Genomic DNA, 23,099 nt, shown 5'->3' on the forward strand with positions numbered 1-23,099 from the left:
TCAGCGCAGCAGCAGGGGGTGGGTCTGCGCGGCGTTGTCGTCGAGCCGCTCGACGTGCCCGCGGGCGAGCACGTCCCGGGCGGCGACGCCCTCGGACCGGGCGGTGCGCGCCGCGAGCGCCTGGGCGCGGGCGGCGGCGCGGCGTCGGCCCAGCGCGGTGAGGTGCGAACCGACCCGGACGAGCAGCCGGTCCACCCCGTGCAGCTCGGCGGTGCGGGGCAGGGTGGGGGAGTACGCGCTCACGAGGGGTTCTCCTTGCCGTCGACGAGGGGAAAGAGGTTGAAGTGGACCTGGACGGGCCGGGCACCCGGCGTCTGCTCCTGGTGGGAGAAGCGGTCGAGGGTGTCGGAGAACTGCTCCCACGCCGCGCCGACCTCGGCCATCTGCTCCGCGGTCAGCCAGATCGCCGTCGTCGTGAGCCGGGTGACGTCGAGCCACTCGCGATCGAGCGTCTGCGAGTTCTCCAGGAGCGACTGGATCTTGCGGGCGCGTGCCTTCTCGAACTCGAGGGCGACCGTGAGGGTGGTAGCGATCGCCGCAACGTCGTCCGGGTCCTCCGGGAGCCCGACCCGGAAGCCCCCGGGCCGGCGCTCCCACCACCGTTCGCGGCCGGTGCCGCGGCCGGCGACCTCCTGGATGAAGCCGTGGCGCGCGAGCTGACGCAGGTGGTAGCTCGTCGACCCGCTCGACTCGCCGACGAGCTCCGCGATCCCGCTCGCCGTGAGCGCCGAGTGCGCGGAGAGCAGGTCGAGGATCTGGATCCGCAACGGGTGGGCCAGGGCCTTGAGCTGGGCAGGCCCGAGGGACTCCTCGTGCTCCTCGGGGGCTGTCGCTCCGACATCGTCCGTGCTCATGCCGACGACGATATCTATCCAAAGGATCCTTTGCAAGGGTTCCTTTGCAGAGATTCCTCTGGATAGATCGCCGCGGCAGCGGCGCCGCGCGTCAGGGAGCGGGCCAGGTCGTCCTCTCGTAGTGCGTCCCGTCGATCACGACCCACGCCTGGGCCAGCCCGCCGTTGATGTAGGCGTTGCCGAGCACGCACGGCAGGTCGACGAAGCCGTTGGCGTTGAGCGTCCGGGTGTAGGAGTTGCCCGAGATGTTGTGGTCGTACCCGTTCGCGTTGCTCCAGCACTGGAACGAGTGCGAGCCCGACGGGAAGTCCGCGTTCGCGTGCACGCGGAACTGCGTGCACATGTAGCCCGAGCAGCCGGCGACGTTGCTCTGCGGCCCGCGGACCACCCACGCCCGCGGGTTCGGCGGCGGGGGCGGCGCATCGGTCGCGCCGGACGCCGAGACGTACCCCGAGCAGCCGGCGGCGTTGCACGCGCGCGCCTGCACGGTGTAGCTGCGCGAGTACCCGCCCGCGAGGTCGATGCGCCCCGTCCCGGTGCCGCTCCTGCTCTCCGAGCCGGACAGCGACCACTCGACGCGCGCGGCGTTGCCGCCGTCGGAGCTCGGCCCGCTCACGGTGAAGTAGCCGTCCGTCGCCGACGCCTTCGTCCACGAGACGCCGGGCGTGCTGGGCGTCGTGTACGGAGTGACGGAGCCGGACCGGCCGGTCCACGCCGAGCACCCCGCGGCGTTGCACGCCTGGACGTCGAACGTGTAGGGCTGCCCGTTCGTCAGACCGGTGAAGGTGGAGGTCGTGGCGGTCGTCTGGATGCTCCGGCCGCCGGTGCCGTTCGCCCGCACGGTGTACGTCACCGCGTCGCCGTTGGCGTCCGCCGCCCCGAAGGTCACGCGCGCCTTCCCGTTCGTGTCCCCGGAGATGAGCGCGGCCGAGGGTGTCCCGGGTGCCCCAGGCTTGCCGTAGGGGATCACCGCGGCCGACGCGGCGCTCGTCGCGCCCCTGCCGGCCTTGTTCTGGGCGGTGACGGTGAACGTGTACGACGACTCGTTGTCGAGGCCGGTCGCCGAGAACGACGTCTTCCCGGCGACCGGCACGGTCGCGCCGTCCGGGGAGCCGTTGCGGAACCGCTGCACGTGGTAGGTCGTCACGGCGTCACCGTTCTCGAACGGCGTGCTCCACGTCACCCCGATCACGCCGCCGTTCACGGCGCTGTCCGTGCGCGTCGCGCTGGGCGCGGCGGGCGCGTCCGGCACGCCGGCCGGGACCTCGGGGTCCGACGCGGCGCCCCACTCCGACGGCTCCGGGGCGTCGTTGACCGCCTGGACGGTCACCGTGTACGGCACGCCGTTGTCGAGGCCCGACCACACTGTCTCGGTACCCGCGACGCACGACTTGCGGAACACGCCGTCGTCCGGTGCGGGGACGATCTCGAGGTTGACGCACCGGATGGGGGACCTGTCGGTGTAGGTCGCGTTCTCCCACGTCACCGTGAGGGACCTGTCGCCGAACGTCAGGGTCGGTGCTGCCGGCGGGTCCGGCTTCTCGTCCGGCCGCGCGGGCGGCGACGGGGGCGACGCCGGCGACGGGCCGACCGCGTTCTCCGCGACGACCGTGAACGTGTACTCGACGTCGTTCGTCAGCTCGTCGAGCGTGCACGTCGTCGTCGCGCACGCCTTCTCGTACCCGTTCTGCGACGTCACCGTGTAGCCCGTGATCTCCGCGCCGTTGTTGTTCGGCGGGTCCCACGACAGCACGACGGTCTTCGAGCGGACCTCCTCGACCTGGGGCGCGGTCGGCGCCTCGGGCTTGCCGAGGACCGTGACCGTGACGCTGCCCTCGACCTGCCGCTCGACGTCCTGCGTCGCGTCCTGGACCCGGTACCGCACGACGAACACGCCGACGAAGGACTCGTCCGGGGTCACGAGGACCTCGTCGCCGTCGATCTGGGCGGAACCGTCACCGGTGTCGACCGCGGCCCCGAGGAGCTCGAGAGGCCCGACCTCCTCGAACGGGTTCTTGTCGTTGCGCAGCACGGGGACCGAGATCTCGACCCCCTGGTGCGCGTCCTCGACGACGTCGTCGACGAGCGTCGCGAGCGGACGGGTCGACGCGACGACGGTCACGGCCAGCTCGCCGCCGACCCCGGGGTTCTCGCCGTCGCTCACCTGCACGGGCACGGCGAGCGTCGTGCCGCGCTGGACGTCGGCCGAGGCGCGGACGGTGACGATGGACCCCTCGACGGTCGTCGTCAGCCCGGGGGCCGACCCGGTGACGGTGAACGTCAGAGGGTCCTCGTCCGGGTCCGTCGCGAACCGGGCGAGGTCGATCGAGGTCTCCTCGCCGGCCGCGACGTCGACCGTCGGCGCGCCGAGCACGGGCGGCAGGTTCTCCGGCGGGAGCACGCGGATCGGGAGGGTCAGGACGGCGGTCGCGCCGTCGGGGTCGTCCGGCCCGGTACCGTCGGTGACCTCGAAGGTGACGCCCGCCGCGCCGGCGTACTCGGCGCGCGACGTGTAGACGATCGTCGTCGCGCCCGTGACCTCCCGCGTCCCCTCGAACGCCGTGACCGCAGACTCCTCGGTCAGGCGCGGGGTGCGGCCCTCGGCGACGACGACGTAGTCGGCGACGTCGATCGTCAGCGGTTCGCCGCTGAGCACCTCGAGCGGGGTGATCCCGGCCCGCAGGACGGGCTTCCGGACAGGTTCCTCGGCCGTCCCGAGCCCCGGCACGCGCACGAACGCGCGCGTGCTGAGCCCGTCGACGTCGGTCGCGGAGTACGTGATCACCTGGGCGTCGGTCGTCAGCGGGACGGTGAGCACGCCGTCCTCGTCGACGACGACGTCCTCGTCCGCGACCTCGACCGTGAGCTCCTGCGCCGTCCCGTCCGGGTCCTCGTCGTTCTCGAGCACCGCGACGTCGACGCTCGTGCGACCGAGCACCGCCTCGACGGCGACGACGTCGTCGTGCGCGACGGGGGGCAGCAGCGGCGCGTCCCGGCGCGCGACCACCGTCACGGCGGCCGAGGAACGCGCGCCGAACGTGTCCTGGACGGCGTAGTAGAACGTCGACGTCCCGTCGTCGGGCGGGGTGGTGACGACGACGCGGTCGCCCACGACCTCGGCGGGCAGCTCGAGCGTGCCCTCGACCTCCGACGCGACGAGGGACAGCCGGTCGCCGTCGGGGTCGCTGTCGTTGTCGAGCACGTCGACGGCGACCGTGCGCCCCGGCCGGACCGTGACCTCGTCGTCGACCGCGACGGGCGGCTGGTTGGTCGCCGGCGGGACCGAGATGCCGACCCGCACGGTGCCGGTCGCGGTCGCACCGCGCGCGTCGACCACCGCGTAGGTGAACGTGTCCGTGCCGACGGCCGTCGCCGCCGCGGTGTACTCGAGGTAGCCGTCGACGAGCTCGGCCGACCCCTTGCCGGGCGGTGACGCGACGCCCGAGAGGGTCACCCAGTCGCCGTCGGGGTCGACGCCGCCGAGCGGGACCGCGATCCGGACCGTCGTCCCGCTGAGCACGCGGGCGACGACCTCGGGCGGGCGCGGCGCGGCGTTGTCCTCGTCCGCCCGGACCCGGATCGTCACCTGGGCCGAGTCCTCCTGGCCGTTGACGTCGCGGACGCGATAGATCGCGTACGTCGTCCCCGCCTCGGCCCCGGCGCGGAACCGGACGAGGTCCTCGGAGACGAACGCCTCCCCGACGGCCGGGTCGACGTCCTGCTCGAGCTCGGTCTGGAGCGTCAGCTCGAGCTGGTCGGGGTGCACGTCGTTGCGCAGCACGGGGATGTCGACGACGTCGCCCGCCTGGACCGTGACCTCGTCGGGCAGCGCCGTGGGCGGGCGCAGCTCGACGGGCGGCGGGACGGGCACGACGCTGACCTCGCCGACCGCGGTCCGGGTGCCGTTGGACGCCGTGTAGCGGAAGGTCACGGGCTCCGACTGGCGTCGCACCTCGGTGACGCGCAGCACCTGGTGCGCCAGGACGGCGACGGAGATCCCCGATCCGTCCGGCACCTCGACGGACTGGACGACGAGCACGCCGCCGGCGGGGTCGGTGTCGTTCGCGAGCACGTCGACGAGGGTCGAGCCGTCGGCGGGGAGCAGGGCGCGGTCGGACACGACGACGGGCGGGGCGTCGTCGTCGGCCGGGGCGACGACGTCGACGCGCACGAGGCCCGTCGTGACGGACTGGCCGTCGCTCACGTCGTACGTCAGGTCGTAGGACCGCGCCTCGGTGGAGCGCACGTCGAACGTCCCGGCCTCGAAGCTCGGCGTGATCTCCGCGGGCGCCTGCTCGGCGACCCCGACGAGGCGCAGGGCGTCGCCGTCCGGGTCGGAGTCGTTGCGCAGGGGCGAGACCGTGACGGTCTCGCCGACCGGGACGACCACGTGGTCGTTGACGGCGGTCGGGGGCTGGTCGGCGGGGACCGAGTCGACGAGGAGGCGGCCCTCGGCCGTGACGCGACCGTCGGAGACGAGCAGCTCGACGATCTTGCGGCCCGGCGCGGCGCCCGCGTCGCGGTACTCGACCGTGCCGTCGGGGAGGGTGCGGACCTCGTCGCCCGCGCCCGACGTGCTCGCCGAGGACAGGAAGAGCTCGTCGCCCTCGGGGTCGCGGAAGTAGGGGAGGACCTTGATCGACGCCGTGCCGCCCTGCACGACCTTCAGCACGGGCTCGCCGGTCTGCGCGGGCGGCTCGTTGACGTCCCAGCCGAAGACCTCGAGCGTGACGTCGGCCTCGGCGGTGCCGCCCGCCCGGCCGTCGCTCACCCGGTACGTGAACGACGAGCGCCCTGCGGCGTCCGCGGGGACCGTCGCCTGGAGGGCCGCGCCGCCCAGGACGGGCTGGACCAGCACGCCGTCCGGCCCGGCGCCGGCGACCTCCGCCGTCATGACGTCGCCGTCGGGGTCCACGTCGTTCGCGAGCACGGGCAGGATCGTCGTGCGCCCGGGGCGCACGCCGAGGAGGTCGTCGTTCGGCAGCGGCGGCCGGTTGGGCTTCGAGCGGTCGGTGAGGACCTGGTCGACCTGCTCCGGCGAGCTCTCCTCGCTCTCGGACTCCTCGCCCTCGGCGTCCTCGGGCTTGACCTGCTCCCAGTCGTCGACGACCTCGAACTCGTCCGCGGCCATCCAGAGGGTGCCGGCCGCCAGGTCGTTGAGCACGATCGCGTGGCGGTTCACCCGGTACTGCAGGGTCGCGCGAGCGTCGACGCCGTCGAGCGTGCGCTGCAGGTCGCGCTCGGTCCCGTCGCAGTCGCGCACGACCTCCCCGGATGACGACCAGGCGCCGTACGTGCAGCCGTCGAGCTGGACGGGCGGCGCCGGGACGCCGCTCGCACGCCTGACCACCGCGTCGCCCCCGCGCAGGGGCTGCGTGACGAGACCGGTGGCCGTCGCGACGACGACGGAGCCCGACTCGGCGGACGGCTGCTGGAGCCGCGCCTCGGAACCGTCGGCCAGGCTCACCACGCTGCCCGACGGGAGCACGAGCGTGGAGGCGGTCCGGTCGAGGACGACGGGGACCTCTCCGACCGTCGTGAGCTCGACGTCCGCGCCGGGGGAGACCGCGAGGGCGGACGACGTCGGCTCCTCGGCCACGGCGTCCGGACCGGTGCGGACCTCGTGCAGGACGCCCTCGGCAGGGTCGGCGACGAAGACCGTGCCGTCCGTGGAGACGGCGAGCGTGCCACCCTCCCCGACGGTGGCGACCGGCTCGGACTTCTCGGGGTCGAGGCCGGTTGCGGCGTCGAACGGCATGACCCACAGCGTGCCCTCGTCGGTGTCCAGCACGGCGACCGTGCCGCCGCCCGAGCGGACCTGGGACCCGGCCGGTGCGCGCACGGAGCCGTCGAGCACGAGGTGGGCGACGTCCACGGGGCTCGCGGCGGACGTCGCGAGGTCCTCGACGAGCACCCGGCCCGCCTGCTGCTGGACGTCGAACGACGTGCTCCCGGAGAGCAGGGAGCCGTCCAGCGCCTGGGACTCGGCGTTGAACCGGCCGACGAGCCCGGTGGACGTCTTCGTCACCCACACGCCGGAGTCGTTGAGGTCGACCTCCGCGGACGCCTCGCCCTCGGACAGCGCGGCGACGGCGACGAGCGTCGTCGCGAAGAGGGTCACGACGGTCGCCGAGGCGACGGTCCGACGGTTCGCCGCAACACGCGACCTGATTCCCACGACGTCCTCCGAGCACGTCCCGGACGACCTGCCGGCCAGTCCGGAGGCGCACCCACGGGCGCCGCCCGCGAGCACAGGATAGGGCTGCGAGCGCACCGTGGAGGTGCGTGCTCGCCCTGCGGTGGGACGATCAGGACATGCTGGACGCCCTTTCACCCGTTCGGCGCTCCGCGGGCGCGGCGATCCTCGCGCGCGTCGCCGGGCCCGACGCCGCGGCGACCCGCGCGCGCATCCACCACACCCCCGGTCCGCGCTGGTTCGAGGAGACCTCGCCGGTCCGGCGCGTCCACGGCGACGCCTCGATGTTCGTCGGCGGCCTGCGCGCCCTGCTGCTGCAGAGCCTGCACCCGCTCGCGATGGCGGGCGTCGCCGCGCACTCGGGGTACCGCGGGGACCCGTGGGGCAGGCTCCAGCGCACGTCGACCTTCATCGCGACGACGACGTTCGGCACGGCGGACGACGCGCAGCGTGCCGTCGACGCCGTCCGAGCGGTGCACCACCGCGTGCGCGGGACGACCCCGGACGGGCGGCCGTACGCCGCGGGCGACCCGCACCTGCTGCGGTGGGTGCACGTCGCGGAGACCGAGAGCTTCCTGGTCGCGCACCAGCTGTTCGGTGCGGACCCGCTCGACCGCGCGGGGTGCGACGAGTACGTGGCGCGGGCGGGCGACGTCGGTCGCCGGCTCGGGGTCGAGGACGTGCCGCTCTCCTGGGTCGAGCTGGAGGCGGCGATCGCCGCCTACCGGCCCGAGCTGGCCGTGACGCCCGCCGCGCTCGACGCGGCGCGCTTCCTCCTCGTGGAGCCGCCGCTGCCCGCCGTGGTCAGGCCGGTCTACGCCGGGCTCGCGGCGGCCGCCCGCGCGTCGCTGCCGCCGTGGGCGAGGGAAGGGCTGCCGCCGGTGCGGCTCGTGCCGCCGGCGCAAGCCGGGCCTGCGGGGGCGGTCGTCACGCGCGCGATCCGGTGGGCGCTCCCCGCCCCGTGAGCTCCGCAGCCGTCGCGCGCGCGGCGCTCGTGGCGCCCCGTCGTACGCGTCCTGCGCGGCCGGTGTCGTGCTCAGCCGTCGTCGCGGTGCCGGCGGAAGTCGTCGAGGTCGGCGTTGAGGCGTGCGAGGAGCTCGGCGAGCAGCGACCGGTCGAGCCGTGACCACCCCCCCAGCACGTCGGCGTACAGGGCCGCTCGCGTCGCACGGTGCCGCGCGAGCTCGTCGAGGCCCTCCGGGGTCGGCTCGACGAGCACCGCCCGTCCGTCGTGCGGGTCGCGCACGCGGCGGACGTGGTCCGCACGGTCGAGCGCGACGACCTGGCGTGTCACCGTCGAGGCGTCGAGGCCGAGCCGGGCGGCGAGCGCGTTGACGTTCTGCGGGCCGTGCGTGGCGAGCGTCTGCAGGAGCAGGTAGCCCGACCGGTCGAGCGTGCCGGTGCGCGCACTCCCGCGAGCGGTCCCGGGGGACCCCGACGCCGAGGTGCGCTCGGCCCGGCGCAGCAGCTGGGCGACCTCGAGCTCGATCGCGGCGACGACGTCGCGTGCGGCGCCGTCGCCGGCAGGGTCGTTTCCTCGGGCAACAGACATAGGTGTATTCTACAGGAAAGTACCTGCTAGATACAGATAATGACTGAGAGCGAGCACCACGTGGCCTCGACACGCGACGAGCCGAACCGCACCGCCATCTACGCCACCGCCCTGACCGCGTTCTTCGCGATCGCCGGGATCGCCGTCGTGGACCCGATCCTGCCCGTCATCGGCGCGGAGATCGGGGCCTCGACCTGGCAGATCGAGCTGCTCTTCACCGCGTACATCGCGGTCATGGCGCTCGGGATGATCCCGGCCGTCCTGGCGACCGGGCGCTTCGGCTACAAGAAGATCCTCGTCGCGGGCGTGTCGCTCGTCGCCGTCGCGGCGGTGCTCGCCGCGCTCAGCACGACGATCGGTCAGCTCGCCGCGTTGCGCGGGCTGTGGGGTCTGGGCAACGCGATGTTCTTCGCGACGGCGATGGTCCTGCTCGTCTCCCTCGCGAACGACCGCGAGTGGGTCGTCGCGCTGTTCGAGACGTGCGTGGGGCTCGGCTTCGCCGTCGGTCCGCTGCTCGGCGGCCTGCTCGGCGGCATCTCGTGGCGCGTGCCGTTCCTCGTGTGCGGCGTCTTCATGGTCGTCGCGCTGCTCGTCTCGGTGACGCGGCTGAAGGACCCCGTGGAGAAGCCGGCGCCCCTGCGCGTCGGCCAGGTGTTCCGGCTCTTCCGCAAGCCCGGTTTCCTCGCCCTGTCCGCCGTCACCGCGGCGTACAACTTCTGCTTCTTCGTCGTCCTCGGCTACACGCCCGTGTTCCTCGGCCTCGACGTGATCCCGCTCGGCCTGGTGTTCACCGCGTGGGGCGTCGGCCTCGCGGTCGGGATCCTCATCGTCGGGCACCGCCTCGCGCACCGCGTCGGTGCCGTGCAGACGCTCGGGATCGCGATCCTCGGGGTGCTCGTCGCGCTCGTGCTGCTCGCGCTCGACGTCGGTACCGCCGGGTCGGTCGTGGTGCTCGTCCTCGCGGGCGTGTGCATGGGCATCGCGAACGCCAACCTCACCGACCTGTCCCTCGCGCTCGGGGACCCCGACCGGCGCGTGACGACGGGCGCGTTCAACCTCGTGCGCTGGGGCTTCGCCGCTCCCGCGCCCGTCATCGCCGGGCTGCTGCACCCCGTCTCGGCGACGGCGCCCTTCTGGGTCGGCGCGGGCGTGCTCGTCGTCGGGGTCGTCGTGTTCCTCGCGACGGCGCACCGCATGGCCGGCGAGCTCGGGGAGCGCGTCCTGTGGTCGCGCTGGGACCGGCGTGCCCGCGCCGTCGAGGGGACCCCCGAGGAGGCGCTCGGCGAGGTGTGACGCCGCCGCAGGCAACGGTCGCGGCCGGCGTCCGACGGGCGTCAGCCGCGCGCGTCGGCCTCGGCGCGCGCCGCGTCGGCCAGCGCGACGATCCCGCGCACGAGCGCGCGCAGGTCGTCGAGGTCGAGACGCTCCAGGAGGTGCTGCGTCGGCTCCTCGCGCGCCGCCAGCCGACGGACGGCCTCCGCCCCGCGGCCCGTCGCCGCGACGAGGCGCACGCGCCCGTCGGTCGGGTCGGGTCGGCGCTCGGCCATCTCCGCGGTGACGAGCCGGTCGACGATGCCCGAGACCGTCGCCGCGGAGACGCCGAGGACCTCGGCGAGATGGTGGGCGCCCGACGGCCCGTCGAGCTGCAGGACGGCGAGCGCGCGCAGCTGCTGCACGGTGAGCGGGGTCGTGAGGATCGGCTCGAGCCGCTGCGCGAGGAAGATCTCGCTGAGCACGTCGCCGGCCTCCTCCACGCGGCCGACGAGCACGCGGCGCTCGTCGGCCTGCTCGTCGCGCCCCGCGTCCTGCCGCTCGACGGCGCGGTCGGTGTGCTCGTCTCCCACGACGTGACCGTACCCGGAACTCCGCACGGATGCTTAGCGTTAGGCTAACGATCGACGACGGCGTCGAAGCCCCTGCTCCTCCGATCTTCCTCGCTGCCTGGAGGCACCGTGTCCCGACTCGCCCGCACGTCGCTCGCGAACCGAGCCGTCGTCGCCCTCGTCACGGTCGCTGCAGCGATCTTCGGCGTGGTCAGTCTCGGCTCGCTCAAGCAGGAGCTCATCCCGTCGTTGCAGATCCCGGCGGCGGCCGTCGTCGCCGTCTACCCGGGCTCCGCGCCGGAGATCGTCGAGGACCAGGTCACCGAGCCGCTCGAGGCGGCGGTCCAGGGCGTCGACGGCGTCGCGGGCATCAGCTCGACCGCGTCGACGAGCCTGTCCGCCACCACCGTCGAGCTCGACTACGGCACCGACATGGACGCGGCGGCCCAGCAGCTCCAGACCGCGGTCACGCGCATCCAGTCCCAGCTCCCGGCCGACGTCGAGCCGCAGGTCGTCACGGGCTCGATCGACGACCTCCCGGTGATCCAGCTCGCGGCCGCGGGGGCCGAGGGCGGCGACGAGCTCGACGCGGCCGAGCTGGGCTCCGTCGTCGAGTCCGTGCTCGTGCCGCGGCTCGAGGAGATCGACGAGGTGCGCTCCGTCGCGGTGACCGGCATCGCCGACCGCGAGGTGCGGGTCGACCTCGACCCGCAGGCGCTCGCCGCGGCGGGCGTCTCGTCCGCCGACGTCTCCACGCTCCTCGACGACAACGGCGTCCAGATCCCCGGCGGCACCGTGACCGAGGGCGACACCGAGCTCACGGTCCAGATCGGCTCGCAGATCACGAGCGTCGACGAGTTCGCGGCGCTCCCGCTGCAGGGCGCGGCGGGCGTCGTGCCGCTGGGCGACGTCGCCGACGTCGCCGAGGTCGACGCCGACGCGACGTCGTACTCCCGGCTCGACGGCGAGCCGTCGCTCGCGATCGCCGTGACCAAGACCCCTGCGGGCAACACGGTCGAGATCTCGCACGCCGTCCAGGACGCGCTCGGCGACCTCGACGAGGCGCTCGCCGACCAGGGCGTGCGCGTCGCCGTCGTGTTCGACCAGGCGCCGTTCATCGAGGAGTCGATCGAAGGCCTCGCGACCGAGGGCGGGCTCGGCCTGCTGTTCGCCGTCGTGGTCATCCTCCTGTTCCTCGCGTCCCTGCGCTCGACCCTCGTGTCGGCGATCTCCATCCCGCTGTCGCTGTGCGTGACGTTCATCGTCATGAACGCCACGGGCTACACGCTGAACATCCTCACCCTGGGCGCGATGACGGTCGCGATCGGCCGCGTCGTCGACGACTCCATCGTCGTCATCGAGAACATCAAGCGGCACCTGTCGTACGGCGAGCCGAAGCGCGAGGCCATCCTCACGGCCGTCCGGGAGGTCGGCGGGGCCATCACGTCCTCGACGATCTGCACGGTCGCGGTGTTCGCACCGATCGCGCTCGTCGGCGGCATGGTCGGCGAGCTCTTCCGGCCCTTCGCCGTCACGGTCGCCATCGCGATGCTCGCCTCGCTGTTCGTCGCGCTGACCATCGTGCCGGTGCTCGCGTACTGGTTCATCAAGCCGCCGAAGGGCGTCGTCGAGCACGACGGCTCCGAGGAGTCCGTCGCCCGCGCGGCCGAGGTCGCCGAGCGCACGCGCGCCGAGGCCGAGGCGAAGGAGCGCCGCGGCATCTGGCAGCGCGCCTACATGCCGACGCTGCGGGCCTCGCTGCGCCGCCCGGTCGTCACGCTCGCGGTCGCCGTGCTCGTCCTCGTCGGGACGCTCGCGCTCGTGCCGCGCCTCGAGACGAACTTCCTCGGCGACTCCGGCCAGGACACGCTCACCGTCACCGAGTCGTTCGAGCCCGGCACGACGCTCGCCGCGCAGGACGAGGCGGCGCGCGCCGTCGAGGACGCACTGCTCGGTCTCGACGAGGTCGAGACCGTCCAGACGACGGTCGGCCAGGGTGACGTCGCCGCGGCGGCGTTCTTCGGCGGCGGGTCGACGCCGCAGGCGAGCTTCGCCGTGACGCTGGCCGACGACGTCGACGGCACCGCGGCGCAGGACACGATCCGCGACGCCGTCGCCGACCTCGGCACCGACGCCACCACCGAGATCACCGTCGCGGGCGGCGAGGCGCTCATGGGCTCCTCGACCGTCGACCTCGTCGTGCGGACCACCGACCCCGACACGCTCGCCGACGCCGCGCAGCAGGTCCAGGAGGCGGCGGCCGCGACCGACGGCGCGATCGAGGTCACGAACAACCTCGCCGCCGAGCAGTCGACCGTGCAGGTGAGCGTCGACCGCGACGCCGCCACCGCCGCGGGCCTGACCGAGACCCAGCTCTCCGGGCTCGTCGCCTCGGTCATGTCGCCGATGCCGGTCGGGAGCGTCGACCTCGGCGACGGCCCCGTGGACGTCGTCGTGTCGCAGGGCGAGGGGCCGGCGACGGTCGCCGAGCTCGAGGCGCTGGTCATCCCGAGCGCCGCCGGACCCGTGCCGCTGACGTCCGTCGCGACGATCGAGGAGGTCGCCGTCCCGACGTCGATCACGCGCCTCGACGGCGAGCGCAGCGCGACGGTCTCCGTGACGCCGGCGGGCCAGGACCTCGGCTCGCTCACCGCCGCGCTCACCACGACGGTCGACGAGCTCGACCTGCCCGCGGGCGCGTCGGTGGAGATCGGCGGCGTCGCCGCCCAGCAGGAGGACGCGTTCGCCGACCTCGGCATGGCGCTGCTCGCCGCGATCCTCATCGTCTACGTCGTGATGGTCGCGACGTTCCGCTCGCTCGTGCAGCCGCTCATCCTGCTCGTCTCGGTGCCGTTCGCCGCGACCGGCGCGCTGCTCCTGCTGCTCGCGACGTCGACGCCGCTCGGAGTCCCGTCGCTCATCGGGATGCTCATGCTCATCGGCATCGTCGTGTCGAACGCGATCGTGCTCATCGACCTCATCAACCAGTACCGAGAGCGCGGGCGCTCGCTCGACGACGCGGTGCTGGAAGGGTCGCGCAAGCGTCTGCGTCCGATCGTCATGACCGCGCTCGCGACGATCTTCGCGCTCACCCCGATGGCGTTCGGCATCACGGGCGGCGGCGCGTTCATCTCCCAGCCGCTCGCGCTCGTGGTCATCGGCGGGCTGATCAGCTCGACGCTGCTCACGCTCGTCGTCGTGCCGGTGCTGTACCTGCTCGTCGAGCGCCGCGGCGAGAAGCGCCGGGCTCGTCGGGCGGCGAAGGCTCAGGAGTCGGTGCGTGCGGAGTCCGAGACGGTGGGGGCGGCGCAGGCGTAGTCCCCGGGGTCCCCGGGGTCCCCGGGTCCCCGGGTCCCCGGGTCACGGGGTTCCGGGGTCCGGTCCGGTCCGCGGGCGGTGCGACGTCGGTGCTCGGGCTGGCCGCGCCGTCACCTCCGGCAGCCGGCCGTCCGCTTCAGGAGCGCGGCCTTGACGCCCTTCGCATCCGACGTCGCACCGCCCGCTCATCCTTCGTCTCGCCATCCCGGTGCCCCCGAACGCGAGGTAGTACGCCAGTAGCGCGGGGTAGTACCGGGGTGGCGCGAGGTAGTACCGCGGTTGCGCGGGGTAGTGCCGCGGTTGCGCGGGGTAGTACCGCGGTAGCGCGGGTGGTACCGCGGTTGCGCGGGGTAGTACCGGGGTAGCGCGAGGTAGTTCCGTGGTTGCGCGGGTAGTACCGGGGTGGCGCGAGGTCGTACCCCGGTCGCGCGGGCGAACCCTGGTCGCGGTCGTCCGCGGCCAGGGTTCGCTGCCGTCAGGCCGTCAGGCCGTGAGGCCCGCGAGGGTGGCGAGGCGCTCCCACGAGCGGTGGAGACCGAGTGCCGTGCGGAGCGTGCGCGCGAGGTCGGAGGGGTCGGCCGCTGCGTCGTTCGTCGTGACGTCGGGTGCGGCGGTGTCGATGCCGGCAGCCGTGAGGACGTCCTGGCCGTCGCCGACGGCGGCGATCGCCTTGCCGTGCCGGAACGCCTCCTGCAGGAGGACGGCCGTGCGCGGGTCGGTGCCGATCGGTGTTCCTGCGGTGCCGTCGGCGACCACGACGGCGTCGTACTCGATCGAGCGCGCCGTGAGGATCGTGCGGTCCACGGTCTCGGACGTGCCGCCGGACGTCACGTCACCGCCGTGGGCGGCGACGACGCGCACGACCACCTGGTCGTCGCCCAGCGCCGACCGCAGGGCGTCCACCACGCCCAGGTCCCCGCCGTCGGACACGAGGACGCCGACGACGCGGCCGTCGACACGACCCGGCTCCTGCGGCACCTGCGAGAGCGCAGGGGAGGGGACGGCGTCGGGCACCTCCGCGTCCGGTGCGGGCAGACCGAGTCCGGCCGCGACGCGCGTCGCGAGCTCGGCGTCCACCTGCGCGAGGCTCGCCAGCATGCGCTCGCGGACCTCGGCGCGACGGCACTTGCCGAGCTCGAACGTGTAGGCCTCGACCTCGTGCGCCTGCTCGACCGGCGTGAGCGAGAGCCAGAACAGCCGGGCCTGCGTGAAGTGGTCCGCGAACGAGACGGGGCTCTGCCGGGCCTTCGCGCCGTCGACCGGCGTGGCGATCGTGACGAAGCCGTCCTCCGGCGAGGCGAGCGGACGGTCGTCGTCGATCGCGTTGGGCTTGTACGCGACGATCCCCTCGTGCACGGCGGTCTGGTGCATGCCGTCGCGCAGCATGTCGTTCACGGGCGCGTGCGGGCGGTTGATCGGGAGCTGCGCGAAGTTGGGACCGCCGAGGCGCGAGAGCTGCGTGTCGAGGTACGAGAAGAGCCGGCCCTGCATGAGCGGGTCGTTCGTGACCTGGATGCCGGGGACCAGGTGGTCGACGTGGAACGCGACCTGCTCCGTCTCGGCGAAGTAGTTCGTCGGGTTGGCGGTCAGCGTGAGGACCCCGACGCGCTGCACCGGGCACAGCTCCTCCGGGACGATCTTCGTCGGGTCGAGCAGGTCGATGCCCTCGAAGGTCTCCTCAGGGGTGTCGGGCATGACCTGCAGCCCGAGCTCCCACTGCGGGAACGCTCCGGCGTCGATCGCGTCGGCGAGGTCGCGGCGGTGGAAGTCGGGGTCGGCGCCCTGGGCGATCTGCGCCTCCTCCCACACGAGCGAGTGCACGCCGAGCACGGGCTTCCAGTGGAACTTCACGAGCGACGTCGTCCCGTCGCTCGCCTCCAGGCGGAACGTGTGGACCCCGAAGCCCTCCATCGTGCGGTAGCTGCGCGGGATCCCGCGGTCCGACATCGCCCACATCGCCATGTGCGTGGACTCGGTGTGCGAGGAGATGAAATCCCAGAACGTGTCGTGCGCGCTCTGCGCCTGGGGGATCTCGCGGTCGGGGTGCGGCTTGCCCGCGTGGATGACGTCGGGGAACTTGATCGCGTCCTGGATGAAGAACACGGGAAGGTTGTTCCCGACGAGGTCGAACGTGCCCTCGGCGGTGTAGAACTTCGTCGCGAACCCGCGGACGTCACGCACCGTGTCGGCCGAGCCCCGCGAACCCAGCACGGTCGAGAAGCGCACGAAGACGTCGGTCTCGCGGTCCGCCTCGGCGAGGAACGCCGCCCTCGTGACGCTCGCCGCGTTGCCGTAGGCGCGGAACGTGCCGTGCGCCCCCGCGCCGCGCGCGTGCACCACGCGCTCCGGGATCCGCTCGTGGTCGAAGTGCGTGATCTTCTCGCGGAAGTGGTGGTCCTCCACGAGCAGCGGACCGCGCGGCCCGGCCTTCAACGAGTGGTCGGTGTCGTCGACCCGCAGCCCCTGGGCCGTCGTCAGACGGTCGCCGGCCTGGGCGCGCGGGTCCGGGCCGCCCGGCTGCCACGGGCATCCCGTCGCGCTCCGCGGCGCGGGCGAGGCGTGGCGGCCCTCGTCGTGCTCGTGGTGTCGCGTGCCGTGCGCCTCCGGCGCCGTCGGCCGCTGCTCGTCCCTGGTGGTGTCGTCGGTCATGGTGGCGAGCCCTTCCGCTAGGTGAGCCTCCACCCTGCGAAGCGGAGGCGTCGCTCGCACGCCGCGACGACTCGCGGGTCGACACGGCAGGCGGGCACGCCGCGGGGCGCGGTCAGCCGGGCCGGGCCACACCCGTCTCGTACGCCAGCACCACGGCCTGCACGCGGTCGCGCAGGCCGAGCTTGCCCAGCACGCGGCCGACGTGTGTCTTGACCGTGGCCTCCGAGAGCACGAACTGCTCGGCGATCTCGGCGTTCGTCAGGCCCTCGCCCAGCGCCTCGAACACCTCGAGCTCGCGGGCCGTCAGTTGGGCGAGCCGGGGGTCGTCACGACCGGTCGCCGCGGTGGCCGGTGCCGCGCCGTCCTCCGGGAGCTGCCCGGAGAACATCTCGAGCATCCGCCGCGTGATGCGCGGGGACATCGCCGCGTCGCCGCTCGCGACGGCGCGGATCGCGCCGACGAGCTCGCCCGGCTTCGCGTCCTTGAGGAGGAACCCGCTCGCCCCGGCGCGCAGGGCGGAGAACGCGTACTCGTCGAGGTCGAACGTCGTGAGGATGATGACGCGCGACGACGGCGTCTCGGCGACGATCCGCTCCGTCGCCTCGATGCCGTTGGTCCCGGGCATGCGCACGTCCATGAGCACGACGTCGGGGCGCAGCGCCGACGCCTGCGCGATGCCGGTCGCGCCGTCCCCGGCCTCGCCGACGACCTCGATGTCGTCCTCGGCGGCCAGGATCATGCGGAAGCCCATCCGCAGCAGCGCCTGGTCGTCGACGAGCAGCACGCGGATCGTGCCTCCTGCTGCCGTCCCGTCGTCGTGGCCCACGGCCCCTCCCGTTCCCGTCATCCGTGCTCTCCGTCCAGGCGCAGGCGCGCCACGACCTCCCAGCCGTCGCCGACCGGGCCGGCCGTCACGCTACCCCCGTGCACGGCCGCCCTCTCGCGCATACCGATGATGCCGCGCCCGGTGCCCACGGGGACGTCGGCAGGGTGGTGCGCGGCCACGGACGGGGGCAGGGCACGGTCGTCGACGCCGGTGCCCTCGCCGGGCCGCCGTCCGGACCGGTTGACGACGCGCAGCTCGAGCCAGTCTCCCTCGCGCGACGCCGTGCGGTCCCAGCGGACGACCTCGACGAGGACGATCGGCGACAGCGGCGCGTACCGGAGCACGTTGGTCAGCGCCTCCTGCACGATGCGGTGCGCGGCCTGACGCACGGTGGGCTCCAGCGCCGGTTGGGCACCCCGGCGGACGAGGCGCACGGGCAGACCCGCGGTGCGGTAGCGCTCGATGATGTCCTCGAGCTCGGTGGGCTCGTGCGTCGGGGCCAGGGGAGCGGACGTGGTCCCCGCGCCGGGCTCGCGCAGCACGCCGAGGACGCGGCGCATGTCGGCGAGCGCCGCGCGCCCGGTCTCGGTGAGCTCGTCCAAGGCGTGGCCCGCGAGCTCGGGGTTTTTGGCGCCGGACGCCTTCGCACCGTCGGCGAGGGCCACCATGACGGTGATGGAGTGCGCGACGACGTCGTGCATCTCGCGCGCGATGCGCGTGCGCTCCGCGGCGACGGCGAGCTGCGCCTGCTGGTCGCGGTCGCGGGCGAGCGAGTTGGCGCGCTCGACGAGGTCGGCGACGTGCTGCCGCCGGGCGCGGACGTTCGAGCCGACGGCCATGGCGATCAGGCACAGGATCGTCGTCACGAGGACGCTCACGACGCGGTCGACCGTCGGCTCGCCGGGTGCCGCGCTCGTCCGCACGAACTCGCCGTCCTCGGTGGTGCTCATGTGGTACCAGAGGAAGGTCGCCGTCGAGATCGGCAGCACCACGGCCGCGAGCGTCGGCCAGGCGACGCGGGGCGACCGTGCCGCTGCGACCGCGTAGAGGGCGAACATCGCGGCGACCTCGTAGCCCGCGGTGTCACCCGTGACGCCGATCGCGGCGGACCCCAGGACGGCGACGGCCAGTGCGACGGTCACCGGGCGCCGGCGCCGCCACAGGAGCGCGGTACCACCGGCGAGGGAGAACGCGAGCACTGCGAGGTCCGAGCCGGCGCCCTCGGGCATGGCGAGCGCGTAGAACAGGCCCGGCACGACGAAGAGCCCCACGACGACCCAGTCCATGACGCGCGGGTGCTGGGCGAAGTAGCGGCGGACGGGCCCGAGGCGACGGGCGTCGAGCTCCGTGAACGGCTGCGGTGCCGGCCGCATGGCGAGCGTGCGCGGAGCGGCCGACGCCGGACGAGCGGTGGGCTCGTCCGGCGTCGGCGGGGTGAGGTGCGGCGTGGTCACGCGTCCCGGCGCTTGAGCACGAAGGCCGCGACGGCGAGGGACAGGACGGCCCACCCGGCCATCGCCCCGGTCGCGGCGCCCGGGGAGAGCACCTCGACCATCCCGGCGTCGGCGTCGTTGACCGTCATCATGGCCGTCGCGAGGTTCATCGGGAGGAACTTCTCGACGTCGCGCACCCAGTCCTGGGACAGGAAGCTCGCGACCAGCGGCAGGACGAAGAGGAACGCGACGAGCGTGAAGATGCTGCCGGCGGAGTGGCGCATGATCGTCCCGACCCCGACCGCCAGGAGGGCGACGAGCGCGAGGTAGCCGGCGCACGCGAGGATCACGCGCTGGACGACCGGGTCGCCGAGGTCCGGGACGAGGTCGTTGCCGGACAGCATCGGCGCGGTCGCCACATAGGACAGCGCGATGCCGACGAGTCCCACGACGAACGTCACGACGCCGATGATCCCGGCCTTGGCCCACAGCGCGGGCAGGCGGGTCGGGACGGCGGCGAGCGTCGAGCGGATCATGCCCGTCGAGTACTCGCCGGTGATGACGAGCGCACCGAGGACCGCGACCGACAGCTGGGCGAAGATGTACCCGAGGACGATCGCCTGGACCGTCGAGATGTTGCCCATCTCCGCGGCCATCTCGGGCGAGTCGGCGGCGAAGTTGAGCGACGCGGCCATCGACAGGCTGAACAGCACCATGACGACGATCGTCGTGCCGATCGTCCACCAGGTGGAGCGCAGGGAGCGGAACTTGATCCACTCGGAGCGCAGCACGTGGCCGAAGCCGAGGCGGTAGGGGGTGGCCCGGGTCGCCGTGGGGCCGGCGGACACTGCTGCGGCGGTCATCGCTGCGCTCCTTCGGGGGTCTGGACGGGTGCGCCCGGCGCGACGCCGGCCGGGACGGAACCCGTGGCGCCGTGCCCGACGTGGATCTGCGCGGACTCGGTCTGGTACTCGACGGAGTCGGCCGTGAGGGCCATGTACGCGTCCTCGAGCGTGGACGCGACGGGAGTGAGCTCGTGGAGCACGAAGCCCTGTGCGGCGGCGAGCTCGCCGATGCCCGCGGCGTCGGCTCCCGAGACGACGAGCAGGCTGGGCTCGTCGCTCGTGACGGTGGAGCCGTCGCGCGTGAGGAGCTCCGCGAGCTGGGTCGCGTGCGGCGTCCGGACGCGGACGGTGCGCTGCTGGGTCCCGTTGACGATGTCGCCCACGGGGGCGTCCGCGATGATGCGGCCCTTGCCGATGACGACGATGTGGTCCGCGGTGACGGCGACCTCGCTCATGAGGTGGCTCGAGAGGAAGACCGTGCGGCCCTCGGACGCGAGGTACTTCGCGAGGTTGCGGACCCACAGGACGCCCTCGGGGTCGAGGCCGTTGACCGGCTCGTCGAGGATGAGCGTCTTCGGGTCGCCGAGCAGAGCCGACGCGATGCCGAGGCGCTGCCCCATGCCGAGCGAGAAGCCGCCGACGCGCTTCTTCGCGACCGACTGCAGGCCCGTCATCTCGATGACCTCGTCGACGCGCTTCGTCGGGATGCCGTGGGTGGCGGCCATCGCGCGGAGGTGGTTGTAGGCGGAGCGCCCGGTGTGGACGGCCTTCGCGTCGAGCAGCGCGCCCACCTCGGTGAGGGGGGAGCGGTGCTGCGCGTAGGGGCGTCCGTTGACGGTGACGGTCCCGGCCGTCGGGCGGTCCAGTCCCATGATCATGCGCATGGTCGTGGACTTGCCGGCGCCGTTCGGGCCGAGGAACCCGGTGACGGTCCCGGGGCGGACGGTGAACGAGATGCCGTCCACCGCCGTCTTGGGCCCGTACCGCTTGGTCAGGCCGCGTGCTTCGATCATGGCTCGCCCTCTCCAGGGTGCTGTGCGGGCCGCGGCCCGCTCGGGTGTGTGTCGTGGGGTCGTCGTCGAGCCTAGGTCCGGTGCCCGACGCCGGTCAGCCACCTTCCGGCGTATGTTCTGCGCCCGGTGGGTCGCGTCTCGTACCCCGTGCGGTGTACGTCGGTCAGGGTGCGTGGTCCTCGTGGGCCACCGGTGGTGACGACGGGATCGTCCGCGGGAACAGTGACCGGGACTCGCACGTTCCGTAGGATGAACGTCAGGCCAGCGACACCCGACTCGAGGCAGGAACGCCGATGACGAGGCCCGCTGCAAGAGTGGACGCCGCGACCAGGAGGAGCTCATGAGCAACCCCGTCTTCAACAACAGCGCGGTCTTCGGTGATCCGAAGAACCAGCGCGGAGGGGCCGCCACCCAGGCGGGGCCCGCGTACGGCACGCCGCCGGCGCAGGGGCAGAACCCCGCCTACGGCACGCCGCCCCAGGCGGGCCAGTGGGGCCAGCACGGCGCGCAGGCCGCCGACGCGGCCACGCTGAACCAGATGTACGACGCGCCGGCCGCCACGACCGCGGACACCAAGCGCCTCACGTACGACGACGTCATCATGAAGACGGGCGGCCTGCTGGCCCTGCTCGTGGTCGTCGGCGCCGCGACGTGGCTGATCGCGCCGGGCCTGTGGCCGATCGGCGCGATCGCCGGCCTCGTGCTCGGTCTCGTCAACGCGTTCAAGCGCAACCCGAGCCCGCTGCTCATCACGCTGTACACCGTCGCCCAGGGTGTGTTCCTCGGTGGCATCAGCGCGTACTACGAGAGCTTCTACGACGGCGTCGTGCCGTCGGCCGTCGTCGCGACGGTCGCGACCTTCGCCGCGGCGCTGTTCCTCTTCCGCTCCGGCAAGGTCCGGGTCACGCCGAAGTTCACGCGCTGGCTGATCATCGCGATGGTCGGCTACCTCGCGTTCTCGCTCGTCAACGTCGTGCTGCTCATGTTCGGCGCGCTCGACGGCTGGGGCCTGCGCGGCGGCACGCTCGGCATCGTCATCAGCCTCTTCGCGGTGGGACTCGCGGCCGCGTCGCTCATCGTCGACTTCGACTCCATCAAGCGCGGCGTCGAGGGCGGCGTGCCGGCCAAGTTCGCGTGGTCGGCCGCGTTCGGCCTGCTTGTGACGCTGATCTGGCTCTACCTCGAGTTCCTGCGCCTGTTCGCCATCCTGCAGAGCAGCGACTGACGGTGGCGCGAGACTCACGCGGACCGGCACCCGCGGCGGAGACCTCTCCGCCGCGGGTGCCGGTCTTTGTCGCCGGCCTGGCCGTCGCCGCGGCGGCGATGCTCGGCGTCCAGGTGCTGTACATGGTCCTGTCCGGCGCGCCGCCCGCGTACCTGCCGTTCGCCGCGCTCCTCGTCCTGCTCAGCGTCCCGACCGCCGGCGCGGCCGTCGCGTGGCTCGGCACGCGGGTCACGAAGGGCGCGACCGACGGTCGGGCCGCGCTCGTCTTCGCCGGACTCGGGCTCGTCGCGGGCGCCCTGTGGGGATCGCTCCTCGCGGGCGGTCTGGCGAACCAGCTCGCCGACGCCGGGGCGAGCGGCGGGGGCGCGCTGATCGCGGGGGCGGCGCTCGTCGTCGGCATCACCGCGGCGGTCGGTGCCGGGCTGGGCCGCCTCACGGCGCGCGAGGCGGCGGGCCGCCCGGTGCTCGTCGTGGGGCTCGTCGTCGCGGTGGTGCTCGTCGCGCTGCTGGGCTTCCTCGGCTGACCCCCGCCCGTCCTGGGCGCGAGATGGGCCCGGTTCTTCACCGAGAACCGGGCCCATCTCATGCCTACGTCCAGGCAGGTGGTGGTGTCAGGCCGGGAGGTGGTGGCGAGAGGCGGCGGAGGCGAAGCCGAGCCACGTGTGGCGGTTGCCCGCCCAGCACCAGCCGACCTTCGGCGCGCCGCGGCGCTCGCGGCCGTCGCGACCCGTGCCGTTGGAGATCCAGATCGCGGGGGTGCGGGTGTCGAGCGTCCCGCCGGGCTTGCGCAGGCGGGAGCCGATCGTCATGTAGCAGTGGTTGCGCGCGACGACGCCCGGCACCTGGAGCGCCCAGTGGATCCCCTCGGCGAGCAGCAGGGGCGTGCGACCGCGGCGCGTGATCTCCGGCAGCGCCTCGTCGGGCGACCAGTTCGCCATCTCGTCGCCGCGCTCGACGGCGGTCACGGCGTACAACGCACCCTCGGGGATCTCGAGGCCGTCGATCGGGGCGAACCGGTCGACGTCGTCCATGTCGACGACGACGAACCCGTCCTTCTCGCCGTCGCGCACCGGCAGGCGCAGCAGCGGTGCGAGGGCGGACGGCGGTGCGAGCGCCGGGTCGACGACGAGGAGCGAGCCGGACGGGGCCGTCGTCGCGAGCTCGGCGGCCGCCGTGCGCACGGCGTCGTCCGTCAGCCCGGCGAGCGTGGGGACACCGAGCGCGACGAGCCGTTCGGCCTGGTCGGCGAGCGAGGGCAGGGGCGGGACGGTGGTCGTCGCGGGAACGGCGGTGGTCGCGGGAACGGCGCTGGTCGCAGGAACGGCGGTGGGGGCGGTCGTGGTCACGGAGCACCTCTCGATCGGG

General features: G+C 73.5%; 16 protein-coding genes. 5 read left to right on the top strand and 11 right to left on the bottom strand.

Annotated features, from left to right (window positions below; all coding sequences use genetic code 11):
• The 3 genes from ACZCLJ_RS18605 to ACZCLJ_RS18615 all read right to left on the bottom strand — a co-directional run bounded on the left by ACZCLJ_RS18605 (position 1) and on the right by ACZCLJ_RS18615 (position 6,975).
• Positions 1 to 243: a hypothetical protein gene (locus tag ACZCLJ_RS18605; RefSeq protein WP_463104839.1), complete on the bottom strand. Its 243-nt coding sequence runs from the start codon at positions 241 to 243 to the stop codon at positions 1 to 3.
• Positions 240 to 854, bottom strand: coding sequence for an ArsR/SmtB family transcription factor (locus ACZCLJ_RS18610; protein ID WP_463104840.1), 615 nt, complete (start codon positions 852 to 854; stop codon positions 240 to 242). Before ACZCLJ_RS18610 ends, ACZCLJ_RS18605 begins: the two co-directional genes overlap by 4 nt.
• Positions 855 to 945: 91 nt before the next feature.
• Complete coding sequence (locus ACZCLJ_RS18615) at positions 946 to 6,975, bottom strand: Ig-like domain-containing protein (protein WP_463104841.1); 6,030 nt, start codon at positions 6,973 to 6,975, stop codon at positions 946 to 948.
• 194 nt (positions 6,976 to 7,169) lie between these two features.
• On the opposite strand from ACZCLJ_RS18615, the gene ACZCLJ_RS18620 reads away from it, so the two are divergent.
• Positions 7,170 to 8,015, top strand: a complete 846-nt coding sequence (locus tag ACZCLJ_RS18620; RefSeq protein ID WP_463104842.1) for an oxygenase MpaB family protein — start codon at positions 7,170 to 7,172, stop codon at positions 8,013 to 8,015.
• A 71-nt stretch (positions 8,016 to 8,086) separates the two neighbouring features.
• Here ACZCLJ_RS18620 and ACZCLJ_RS18625 read toward each other — a convergent pair whose 3' ends face one another.
• Positions 8,087 to 8,602, bottom strand: coding sequence for a MarR family winged helix-turn-helix transcriptional regulator (locus tag ACZCLJ_RS18625; protein WP_463104843.1), 516 nt, complete (start codon positions 8,600 to 8,602; stop codon positions 8,087 to 8,089).
• 39 nt (positions 8,603 to 8,641) lie between these two features.
• Here ACZCLJ_RS18625 and ACZCLJ_RS18630 point away from each other — a divergent pair, with 39 nt between their 5' ends.
• Positions 8,642 to 9,895, top strand: a complete 1,254-nt coding sequence (locus ACZCLJ_RS18630; protein WP_463104844.1) for an MFS transporter — start codon at positions 8,642 to 8,644, stop codon at positions 9,893 to 9,895.
• 41 nt (positions 9,896 to 9,936) lie between these two features.
• On the opposite strand, the gene ACZCLJ_RS18635 is transcribed toward ACZCLJ_RS18630, so the two are convergent.
• Positions 9,937 to 10,446: a MarR family winged helix-turn-helix transcriptional regulator gene (locus ACZCLJ_RS18635; protein ID WP_251150442.1), complete on the bottom strand. Its 510-nt coding sequence runs from the start codon at positions 10,444 to 10,446 to the stop codon at positions 9,937 to 9,939.
• A gap of 108 nt (positions 10,447 to 10,554) precedes the next feature.
• Between ACZCLJ_RS18635 and ACZCLJ_RS18640 the strand changes: the two genes are divergently transcribed.
• Positions 10,555 to 13,743 carry an efflux RND transporter permease subunit gene (locus ACZCLJ_RS18640; protein WP_463104845.1) on the top strand — a complete coding sequence of 1,063 codons (3,189 nt, stop codon included), beginning with the start codon at positions 10,555 to 10,557 and terminating at the stop codon, positions 13,741 to 13,743.
• 483 nt (positions 13,744 to 14,226) lie between these two features.
• On the opposite strand, the gene ACZCLJ_RS18645 is transcribed toward ACZCLJ_RS18640, so the two are convergent.
• The 5 genes from ACZCLJ_RS18645 to ACZCLJ_RS18665 all read right to left on the bottom strand — a co-directional run bounded on the left by ACZCLJ_RS18645 (position 14,227) and on the right by ACZCLJ_RS18665 (position 20,509).
• Positions 14,227 to 16,392: a catalase gene (locus tag ACZCLJ_RS18645; protein ID WP_463104846.1), complete on the bottom strand. Its 2,166-nt coding sequence runs from the start codon at positions 16,390 to 16,392 to the stop codon at positions 14,227 to 14,229.
• Between the two features lie 112 nt (positions 16,393 to 16,504).
• Complete coding sequence (locus ACZCLJ_RS18650; RefSeq protein ID WP_251150439.1) at positions 16,505 to 17,239, bottom strand: response regulator; 735 nt, start codon at positions 17,237 to 17,239, stop codon at positions 16,505 to 16,507.
• Positions 17,236 to 18,672, bottom strand: coding sequence for a sensor histidine kinase (locus tag ACZCLJ_RS18655; protein WP_463104847.1), 1,437 nt, complete (start codon positions 18,670 to 18,672; stop codon positions 17,236 to 17,238). The genes ACZCLJ_RS18650 and ACZCLJ_RS18655 overlap by 4 nt, the downstream gene beginning before the upstream one ends.
• Positions 18,669 to 19,514, bottom strand: coding sequence for an ABC transporter permease subunit (locus tag ACZCLJ_RS18660; RefSeq protein WP_251150437.1), 846 nt, complete (start codon positions 19,512 to 19,514; stop codon positions 18,669 to 18,671). Before ACZCLJ_RS18660 ends, ACZCLJ_RS18655 begins: the two co-directional genes overlap by 4 nt.
• Positions 19,511 to 20,509 (bottom strand): ABC transporter ATP-binding protein, encoded by a 999-nt coding sequence (locus ACZCLJ_RS18665; protein ID WP_251150436.1) that lies wholly within the window; start codon positions 20,507 to 20,509, stop codon positions 19,511 to 19,513. The genes ACZCLJ_RS18660 and ACZCLJ_RS18665 overlap by 4 nt, the downstream gene beginning before the upstream one ends.
• 340 nt (positions 20,510 to 20,849) lie before the next feature.
• Between ACZCLJ_RS18665 and ACZCLJ_RS18670 the strand changes: the two genes are divergently transcribed.
• Complete coding sequence (locus ACZCLJ_RS18670; protein WP_251150435.1) at positions 20,850 to 21,734, top strand: Bax inhibitor-1/YccA family protein; 885 nt, start codon at positions 20,850 to 20,852, stop codon at positions 21,732 to 21,734.
• A 56-nt stretch (positions 21,735 to 21,790) separates the two neighbouring features.
• A complete protein-coding gene (locus ACZCLJ_RS18675; protein WP_463104848.1) occupies positions 21,791 to 22,258 on the top strand; it encodes a hypothetical protein in 468 nt (155 codons plus the stop codon).
• Positions 22,259 to 22,345: 87 nt separating this feature from the next.
• Here the strand turns inward: ACZCLJ_RS18675 and ACZCLJ_RS18680 are convergent, their stop codons facing one another.
• Complete coding sequence (locus ACZCLJ_RS18680) at positions 22,346 to 23,080, bottom strand: DUF5701 family protein (protein ID WP_463104849.1); 735 nt, start codon at positions 23,078 to 23,080, stop codon at positions 22,346 to 22,348.
• Positions 23,081 to 23,099 lie beyond the last annotated feature (19 nt).

The sequence above is a fragment of the Cellulosimicrobium sp. So1_17 genome, from assembly GCF_055181235.1.

What these genes read in the sequence shown, in the direction of transcription:
- ACZCLJ_RS18610 (WP_463104840.1), bottom strand. Translation starts at nt 854, where the DNA reads ATGAGCACGGACGATGTCGGAGCGACAGCCCCCGAGGAGCACGAGGAG.
- ACZCLJ_RS18620 (WP_463104842.1), top strand. Translation starts at nt 7,170, where the DNA reads ATGCTGGACGCCCTTTCACCCGTTCGGCGCTCCGCGGGCGCGGCGATC.
- ACZCLJ_RS18625 (WP_463104843.1), bottom strand. Translation starts at nt 8,602, where the DNA reads ATGTCTGTTGCCCGAGGAAACGACCCTGCCGGCGACGGCGCCGCACGC.
- ACZCLJ_RS18630 (WP_463104844.1), top strand. Translation starts at nt 8,642, where the DNA reads ATGACTGAGAGCGAGCACCACGTGGCCTCGACACGCGACGAGCCGAAC.
- ACZCLJ_RS18645 (WP_463104846.1), bottom strand. Translation starts at nt 16,392, where the DNA reads ATGACCGACGACACCACCAGGGACGAGCAGCGGCCGACGGCGCCGGAG.
- ACZCLJ_RS18650 (WP_251150439.1), bottom strand. Translation starts at nt 17,239, where the DNA reads ATGACGGGAACGGGAGGGGCCGTGGGCCACGACGACGGGACGGCAGCA.
- ACZCLJ_RS18660 (WP_251150437.1), bottom strand. Translation starts at nt 19,514, where the DNA reads ATGACCGCCGCAGCAGTGTCCGCCGGCCCCACGGCGACCCGGGCCACC.
- ACZCLJ_RS18665 (WP_251150436.1), bottom strand. Translation starts at nt 20,509, where the DNA reads ATGATCGAAGCACGCGGCCTGACCAAGCGGTACGGGCCCAAGACGGCG.
- ACZCLJ_RS18670 (WP_251150435.1), top strand. Translation starts at nt 20,850, where the DNA reads ATGAGCAACCCCGTCTTCAACAACAGCGCGGTCTTCGGTGATCCGAAG.